7 protein-coding genes are annotated in these 7,787 nt (G+C 64.6%); 2 read left to right on the top strand and 5 right to left on the bottom strand.

Annotated features, from left to right (window positions below; all coding sequences use genetic code 11):
- The first annotated feature begins 112 nt into the window (after positions 1–112).
- Positions 113–1,267, top strand: coding sequence for a mannitol dehydrogenase family protein (locus AC1D0P_RS18035; protein ID WP_477678008.1), 1,155 nt, complete (start codon positions 113–115; stop codon positions 1,265–1,267).
- Between the two features lie 131 nt (positions 1,268–1,398).
- On the top strand, positions 1,399–2,169 hold the full coding sequence (locus AC1D0P_RS18030; RefSeq protein ID WP_477678007.1) for a transglutaminase-like domain-containing protein: 771 nt from the start codon (positions 1,399–1,401) through the stop codon (positions 2,167–2,169).
- Positions 2,170–2,292: 123 nt separating this feature from the next.
- On the opposite strand, the gene AC1D0P_RS18025 is transcribed toward AC1D0P_RS18030, so the two are convergent.
- The 5 genes from AC1D0P_RS18025 to AC1D0P_RS18005 form a co-directional block, all read right to left on the bottom strand.
- The gene (locus AC1D0P_RS18025) at positions 2,293–2,736 is read right to left on the bottom strand and encodes a lysozyme inhibitor LprI family protein (protein ID WP_477678006.1); all 444 of its coding nucleotides are present in this window, start codon (positions 2,734–2,736) and stop codon (positions 2,293–2,295) included.
- Positions 2,737–2,848: 112 nt separating this feature from the next.
- Entirely contained in the window at positions 2,849–3,604 is a 756-nt protein-coding gene (locus AC1D0P_RS18020; RefSeq protein ID WP_477678005.1) for a sulfite exporter TauE/SafE family protein, read from the bottom strand.
- Positions 3,605–3,640: 36 nt separating this feature from the next.
- Positions 3,641–6,535 (bottom strand): aminomethyl-transferring glycine dehydrogenase, encoded by a 2,895-nt coding sequence (gcvP, locus tag AC1D0P_RS18015; protein ID WP_477678004.1) that lies wholly within the window; start codon positions 6,533–6,535, stop codon positions 3,641–3,643.
- A 65-nt stretch (positions 6,536–6,600) separates the two neighbouring features.
- The gene (gene gcvH, locus AC1D0P_RS18010; protein WP_477678003.1) at positions 6,601–6,966 is read right to left on the bottom strand and encodes a glycine cleavage system protein GcvH; all 366 of its coding nucleotides are present in this window, start codon (positions 6,964–6,966) and stop codon (positions 6,601–6,603) included.
- Between the two features lie 38 nt (positions 6,967–7,004).
- The coding region (locus tag AC1D0P_RS18005) for a glycine cleavage T C-terminal barrel domain-containing protein (RefSeq protein WP_477678002.1) at positions 7,005–7,787 on the bottom strand (783 nt) is incomplete at its 5' end.

Here is a 7,787-nt window from a genome sequence, read left to right as displayed (position 1 = left end):
CTCAACACCCATCGCATGGCCCTGGCCGATGTACCCGCCCAGTTCGCCACCCTGCTGGACCCCACGCAGGGCGTCGTCAAGGCGCTGATCGAATGCTGACCGGAGCCCCCGCTTGAGCACGCCCATCCTCCAGTTCGGCACCGGGCGCTTTCTGCAGGCGCATGCGGACCTGTTTGTGTCCCAGGCCCTGGCCCAAGGCCAGGCACTGGGGGGCATCACCGTCGTGCAGAGCACAGACAGCCCGCAGAGCAGTGCGCGCGCCGCGGCACTGGCACATGGCTACCGCGTGGAATTGCGCGGCATGCAACACGGCCGGCGTATCGAGGAAACCGTGCAGGTCAACGCAGTCCAGGCCGTCTGGCATGCCCGCCGCGACTGGACACAATTGCGCGATGCCATGGCCACCACCGTGCAGGCCGTCATCTCCAACACCGCGGATACGGGCTATGTGCTGGACGACGCCGACACCGCGGCGCTGCTGGATAGCCCCACGACGGCGCCTCGCAGCTATCCAGCCAAGTTGGTGGCGCTTCTGCACCACCGCTGGCAGCAGCAGCCGGAGGCTGCCCTGACGCTGTACCCCTGCGAACTGGTCAGCCGCAACGGTGACACACTGCGCGACCTGGTATCCACGCTGGCACAGGGTTGGGGCGCTACGCCCGCCTTTCTTCGTTATGTGCGGGAGCACTGCGTGTGGGTCAATTCACTGGTGGACCGCATCGTGTCGTCTCCGCTGGAACCCGCCGGTGCGGTGGCCGAGCCCTATGCGCTGTGGGCCGTCGAACGCCAGCCGCGCATGGTGCTTCCTTGCAGCCACCCGGCCATGGTGGTGACGGATGCATTGGCACCCTTCGAGCAACGCAAGCTCTGGCTGCTGAACCTGGGCCACACGATATTGGCCGAACGCTGGCAGCTGCTGGGCGGTGCCGCGGACATGACCGTGGTGCAGGCCATGCACACCCCGGCGCTGCGCATCCCACTGGAGGCCGTCTGGGCCGACGAGGTGCTGCCGGTATTTGACGCCGAGGGCACAGGCCCCGAGGCCCGCGCCTACCTGGTGGAATTGCGCGACCGTCTGCTCAACCCGTTTCTGGAACACCGCCTGGCCGACATTGCCAAGGACCACGCGCAGAAGAAGCTGCGCCGACTGGCACCCGTGGTGGAGCGCGCCGTGGCGCTGCAACTGCCCATCGCACAGACCCAGCTGCGCAATGCCTTGGCCGGAGATGTTCTTGCTCTCTCTCCCTCTGGGAGCGGGTTGGGGTGAGGGCACGCGGCCTTTGAATACATGCTGCGGCGCAACATCCAACGCCATGAGTCTTCACGCCTGCCGAAATTCGCCACAATTGCACCTCTCGGGGTTACGATGCGTGAACCATTCACTCCGTTGGTGGTTCCATGGTGGCACTAGCCGCACAACTCGATCCGCCCCGCCGGCTGAATAAGAAGGCCAGTGACCGGCCGCAGGACTGGCTAGGCACGACGCCCCTGCTGGACCTGGACGACTCCAAGCTGCGTCTGAAGGCTCGCGCGCTTGTCCAGCTGTGCCGCACCGACAGGGACAAGGCACTGGCCATCTATCGCTTCGTCAAGCGCCTGCCCTATACCAAGAGAGTCAAGCTGCAGTACCCGACGGCCCGCGATGTACTCGAGGCGCGCGGGGGCGACGGCGACGACAAGGCGACCTTGCTGATCGCACTGATGCGCTCTGCCGGCATCCCGGCGCGATTGCGCTACATGGAGATGCGCGGCGAGATGCTGCGCGGCCTGATCCCCAGAGCCACGCCGGCTGCGCGCCCGCTGGCGGAAATCTGGCTGGGCCGTTGGGTGCGTACCGACACCTACATTTTCGATGCCGAATACGTGGCTGCCGCCCGTGAACGCCTGCAGGCGAACGGCTGGGAATGCGGCTGGGGCATCCATATCAATGCCCAGCTTCTGTGGGACGGGAAGAACGACGCCTTTCTCGGCGGCGTGCCTACCGACCAGGACCCCATGCTCACGCGGCTTCTGTGCGTGGTGAGCGATCCCCTGGAACTGGTGTCGGAATCCCTGCGGGCCAGCGGGCTGCGTTACCGCCGGTCGGTACGGGCCCTGCAATGGAATATGCTGGCGCCCACCATGATGCGGGCCATTCGCGAGCTACGGGCCGGCTCCCGTTTTAATTGAAATGCGCTGCGCCCAACTTTATTTTGTGACGCACCAAGCAAAAATAGCCCCGCACACGTGAGCGCTAGTACTTTGAGCTTGGATGCGGCAGGCAGCGCGCGCTGGTGCAAACAGGTAGAACGATTATTTGCATTCATCTGTTTGACACCAGGATTTGAGTTCTTGAGTCCGTTGAATGATTTGTTTCTTCAAACACGTGTGATAGGTGTAAGCGCGCGTCGCTGCTGACCCTGCATGGATTGCCACTGTAGCGCTGCAATGCATCTCAAAGTATTTAACCCAGGCTCTCTGCGCATTTATCCAGGTTTGCCTGGTATCGCCATTCAGATGAGCAATGAACTTTTTATAAGTTTCATTGAGTTTCTTGTCCGCCTCACCTTTTTCGTATTCAGCAATAGTGGCTTCACACCATTCCATCGACAAGGGGTCGGTTTTGCAAACCGGCTGGGCAAAGATGACGCCGGGTGCGAGGTACAACACGAGGGCAAGAACGTGTGTGGATATGGAAGCGCGGGACCCCATGTCAAGCGTGTAATGCAGCGCGTTGTTCGACAAGAGCTTGTACATCTGGAATTTCCCCCTCCAATAGATGGACCACTATCTGAGCATCACGATTCTAGGTGGCGTTCTGTTCAGTGCCCGCCCTCCGAATAGAGGAGGGCCATCACGGTCCAGCGTCTTAACCCATCCGCCCCAACAAGCCCGGCACGGATGACACCAGCATCGCCAGGCCCGAACAGGTCAGCAGGCTCAGCACCAGCTTGCGAAAGGCCAGGTCGCTGATGCCCATGTAAACCCGTCCACCCAGCCAGGCGGGAATCAGCGCGGCAGGCGCCACGATGGCCAGCATGGGAAGCGTCTCGCGGGTGACCAGGCCGGCGGCGCCATAGCTGGCCATGGTGACCGTCAGCACGGCCAGGTTGAAGTTCTGGATGACGGCGCGCTGGGCACTCTTCTCGTAGCCCCGAAGCGTGCACCACAGCGTTGGAATCACACCGCTGAAGCCACCCAGGGCCCCCATAAAACCGCCAGCGGCGCCTATCATGCCGTCGGCGATGCGGCCGCCATGGTGGATGCGCGGAAGCTTGCCCGAAAACAGCGTGGCCGGGCACCATAGCGCCAGCAGCACGCCGAGAAACAGCTTGAACAGCTGGACGTCAAGCCGCGGCAGCAACAGTAAACCCAATGGCAGCCCGAGCAGGCCGCCTGCCAGGAATGGCAGCAGGCGCTTCCAGTCAGTATTGCGGCTGACCGTGAAGGCCGCCATGACCTGGCCTGTCAGCCCACCGAACACGGCCATGACAGCCGCCAGTTTCGGGTCTATGGCCCAGGCCCAGAAAGACATGGCCACCAGGCTGAAGCCAAAACCCGACAGGCCCTGGACAAACCCCGCCGCCGCCGCGCCCACAATGATCAGGACGAGCGTGGCGTCCATGCGGCGGGCAAAGTGGCGTGGAGCAAGAGAAGCGTTTTAAGCGTAGTCGCTCACCGGCACGCAGCTGCAGAACAGGTTGCGGTCGCCGTAGACGTTGTCGACCCGGCCCACGGGCGGCCAGTACTTCACCAGCTTGAGCGAAGCCAGCGGGAAGGCGCCGGTCTCGCGCGAGTAAGGCCTGTCCCAGTCGGCGCCCAGCAGGCTGGCTGCGGTGTGCGGGGCGTGCTTGAGCGGGTTGTTGTCCTGCGGCCATTGCCCGGCTTCGATCTTGCGGATCTCGTCGCGTATCGCGATCATCGCGTCAATGAAGCGGTCCAGTTCGGCCAGGGTTTCGCTTTCAGTCGGCTCGACCATCAGCGTGCCGGGCACGGGGAAGCTCAGCGTGGGCGCGTGAAAACCGTAGTCCATCAGGCGCTTGGCGACGTCCTCGGCGCTGACGCCGCTGGTTTCTTTCAGCGGGCGCAAATCGAGAATGCACTCGTGGGCCACGTGGCCGTTTTCACTCGCGTAAAGCGTGGGGTAATGGTCTTTCAGGCGTGAGCTGATGTAGTTGGCGCTCAGGATGGCGACCTCGGTGGCTTGGGTCAGGCCCTCGGGGCCCATCATGCGGCAGTACATCCAGCTGATGGGCAGCACGGCTGCGTTGCCCAGGGGGGCGGCCGAAACGGCGCCCACGCCGTTGACGGGAATGCCGGCCGTCGCATGGCCGGGCAGGTAAGGTACCAGGTCGGCCACCACACACACGGGGCCCACGCCCGGGCCGCCGCCGCCGTGCGGGATGCAGAAGGTCTTGTGCAGGTTCAGGTGGCTCACGTCGCCGCCGAACTCGCCCGGCGCGGCCACGCCGACCAGCGCGTTCATGTTGGCGCCGTCCACGTAGACGCGGCCGCCGTGGCTGTGCACCATCGCGCAGAGTTCCTTCACCTGCGTTTCAAACACGCCGTGCGTGCTCGGGTAGGTGATCATCACGCAGGCCAGCCTGGCGCTGTGCTGTTCGCACTTGGCTTTCAGGTCGGCCATGTCGACGTTGCCTTGCGCGTCGCAGGCGGTCACAACAACGGTCATGCCCACCATCTGCGCGCTGGCCGGGTTGGTGCCGTGGGCCGACGAGGGAATCAGGCAGATATTGCGGTGGCCCTGGCCCTTGGCTTCGTGGAAGGCCTTGATGACCAGCAGGCCCGCGTATTCACCCTGCGAACCGGCGTTGGGTTGCAGGCTGATGCCGGCATAGCCGGTGGCCTGGCACAGCCAGTCGCGCAGCTGCTTGTCGAGTTCGGCATAGCCCTGCAACTGCTCGGCGGGCGCGAAGGGGTGGATGTTGGCGAACTCGGGCCAGGTGATGGGGATCATCTCGCTGGTCGCGTTGAGCTTCATGGTGCAGCTGCCCAGCGGGATCATGCTGCGGTCCAGGGCCAGGTCCTTGTCGCTCAGCATGCGGATGTAGCGCAGCATGCCGGTTTCGGAATGGTGGGTGTTGAACACCGGGTGCGTGAGGAAGGCCGTCGTACGGCGCAGCTCGGCGGGGATCAGCGATTCCACGCCTTTTTCGAAAGCGCTGACCACGGGAATCGTCTGGCCGGGCCTGGCGAAGAAGGACCAGAGCAGTTCGATGTCCTTGCGGCTGGTGGTTTCGTCCAGCGACACGCCCAGGTGGTTGTTCAGGCGAAAGCGCAGGTTGGCGCCGGCCTGGCGCGCGCGCTCGGCGATCGCATTGGTCGCCTCGCCGGTCTTCACCGTCACGGAATCAAAAGCGCCGGTATTGGTGATTTCATAGCCGAGTTCCTGCAGGCCGCGCACAAAGACGGCGGTGTAGGCCGCCACGCGTTCGGCGATGCGCTTCAAGCCTTGCGGGCCGTGGTAGACCGCGTACATGCTGGCGATGACGGCCGGCAGCACCTGCGCGGTGCAGATGTTGGAGGTGGCTTTTTCGCGGCGGATGTGCTGCTCGCGCGTCTGCAGCGCGAGGCGGTAGGTCGGGTTGCCGTGGCTGTCGACGCTGACGCCGACCAGGCGGCCCGGCAGCGAGCGCTTGAACTCGTCGCGGCAGGCCAGGTAGGCCGCGTGCGGCCCGCCGTTGCCCATGGGCATGCCGAAACGCTGGGTGTTGCCCAGCACGATGTCGGCGTCCCATTCACCGGGCGGGGTGAGCAGCGTGAGCGCCAGCAGGTCGGCTGCGACGCACAGGGCCGCGCCGTCGACGTGGGCCTGGCCCGCGAGCGGACGCAGGTCGTGGATGCTGCCGGTGGTGGCCGGGTACTGGGCCAGCACGCCGAAGTAGTCGCCCTCGGCCATCAGCAGGGGCAGGGTGGCCGACGCCGTGCTGACCTTGACCTCGATGCCCAGCGGCTTGGCGCGGGTCTGGATCACTTCAATCGTCTGCGGATGGCAGTCGCCGGCCACGATGAAGACATTACTCTTGCTTTTGACACTGCGTTTGGCCAAGGTCATGGCTTCGGCGGCGGCGGTAGCCTCGTCGAGCATGGAGGCGTTGGCGATCGGCATGCCGGTCAGGTCGCAGACCATGGTCTGGAAGTTGATCAGCGCCTCCATGCGGCCCTGCGAAATCTCGGCCTGGTAAGGCGTGTAAGCCGTGTACCAGGCGGGGTTCTCGAGGATGTTGCGCAGGATCACGCCCGGCGTGCAGGTGCCGTAGTAGCCCTGGCCGATGAAGTTCTTGAACACCTGGTTCTTGGCCGCGATGGCTTTCAGCTGCTTGAGCGCGGCGGCTTCCGTGACCGGGGCCGGGATGGCCATGGGCGTGCTGCGCGCGATGGAGCGCGGAACGATGCCTTCGACCAGCTCGCGGCGCGAGGCCGAGCCCACGATGCTGAGCATGTGGACTTCGTCGGTCTCGTCAATGCCGATGTGGCGCGCGATGAATTCGGAAGGGTTTTCAAGGTCGCCCAGGGGCTTGGCGGTTTGCATCAACATGTCGGGTCCCGTGTCAGGCTTGGCAGCCAGGAGTCAGAAAACAGAGAAAAAAGATCGGAAAAAAATCAGGCCGAGAAGGCGGTGTAGCGGGTCTCGTCCATCAGCGCGTTGAGCTGCGATGGGTCGGACAGCTTGATCTTGAAGAACCAGCCGGCGCCCATGGGGTCGCTGTTGGCCAGGGACGGGTCGTCCTTCAGGGCTTCATTGATGGCGGTCACTTCGCCGCTCACAGGCATGTAGACGTCGGCGGCGGCCTTGACCGACTCGACGACGCCGGCGGTTTCCTTTTGCGCGAAGGTCGTGCCCACGGCTGGGAGGTCCACAAACACCACGTCGCCCAGCGCGTCCTGCGCATGCACGGTGATGCCGACGGTGGCGATGTCGCCCTCAATCTTGAGCCATTCGTGGTCTTCGGTGTATTTGACGGTCATGAGAATCTCCAGGGGTTAAGGGGTGGGGATGGCAGGGGTCAGCCGCGGAAGTAGCGGTTGGGGACAAAAGGCATGGCCGCGACTTCCATGGGCACGGGCTTGCCGCGCACGATGGCGTTGATGCGCGTGCCCAGGGCGGCGAATTCGGGCTTCACATAGCCCATGGCGACCGGCTGGTTGATCGTGGGGCCCAGCAGGCCGCTGGTGACTTCGCCTATTGAAGCGCCGTCGGTGCTTTGCAGTTCGGTGTGGTCGCGCACGGGCACGCGCTCCAGCGCCACCAGGCCCACACGCTTGCGGGCCAGCGTGGCGGGGTCGGCCAGCTGCGCCAGGATTTTGTCCGCGCCCGGGAAGCCGCCCGCGCGCGCGCCGCCGGTGCGCCGCACTTTTTGCATGGCCCAGTTGAGGTTGGCTTCGATCGGCGTGGTCGTTGTGTCGATGTCGTTGCCGTAGAGGCACAGGCCCGCTTCCAGGCGCAGCGAGTTGCGTGCGCCCAGGCCTATGGGCTTGACCTCGGGCTGGGCCAGCAGCGCGCGTGCCAGCGTTTCGGCCTGCGAGGCGTGCACGGAGATTTCAAAGCCGTCTTCGCCGGTGTAGCCGCTGCGCGTGAGGAAGCAGTCGCAGCCGGCGACGCTGAAGCGCCCGCCGGTCATGAACACCAGTTTTTCGACACCGGGCGCCAGGCGCTGCAGCGCGTTGACGGCCTGCGGGCCTTGCAGGGCCAGGAGCGCCATCTCGGGCATGGGAATGACTTCGCAGCGCGAGCCGATTTTGGCCTGGATGTGCGCGATGTCTCCCACCTTGCAGGCGCCGTTGACGAT

It is taken from the genome of Polaromonas sp. P1_G2 (assembly GCF_056405515.1).
The sequence above is the reverse complement of the archived record's forward strand: the minus strand, read 5'-3'. Positions and strand labels throughout refer to the sequence as shown.

Bases quoted from the DNA above. Each gene is read 5' to 3' on its own strand.
- AC1D0P_RS18030 (WP_477678007.1), top strand. From the start codon at position 1,399: ATGGTGGCACTAGCCGCACAACTCGATCCGCCCCGCCGGCTGAATAAG.
- AC1D0P_RS18025 (WP_477678006.1), bottom strand. From the start codon at position 2,736: ATGTACAAGCTCTTGTCGAACAACGCGCTGCATTACACGCTTGACATG.
- AC1D0P_RS18020 (WP_477678005.1), bottom strand. From the start codon at position 3,604: ATGGACGCCACGCTCGTCCTGATCATTGTGGGCGCGGCGGCGGCGGGG.
- gcvP (WP_477678004.1), bottom strand. From the start codon at position 6,535: ATGTTGATGCAAACCGCCAAGCCCCTGGGCGACCTTGAAAACCCTTCC.
- gcvH (WP_477678003.1), bottom strand. From the start codon at position 6,966: ATGACCGTCAAATACACCGAAGACCACGAATGGCTCAAGATTGAGGGC.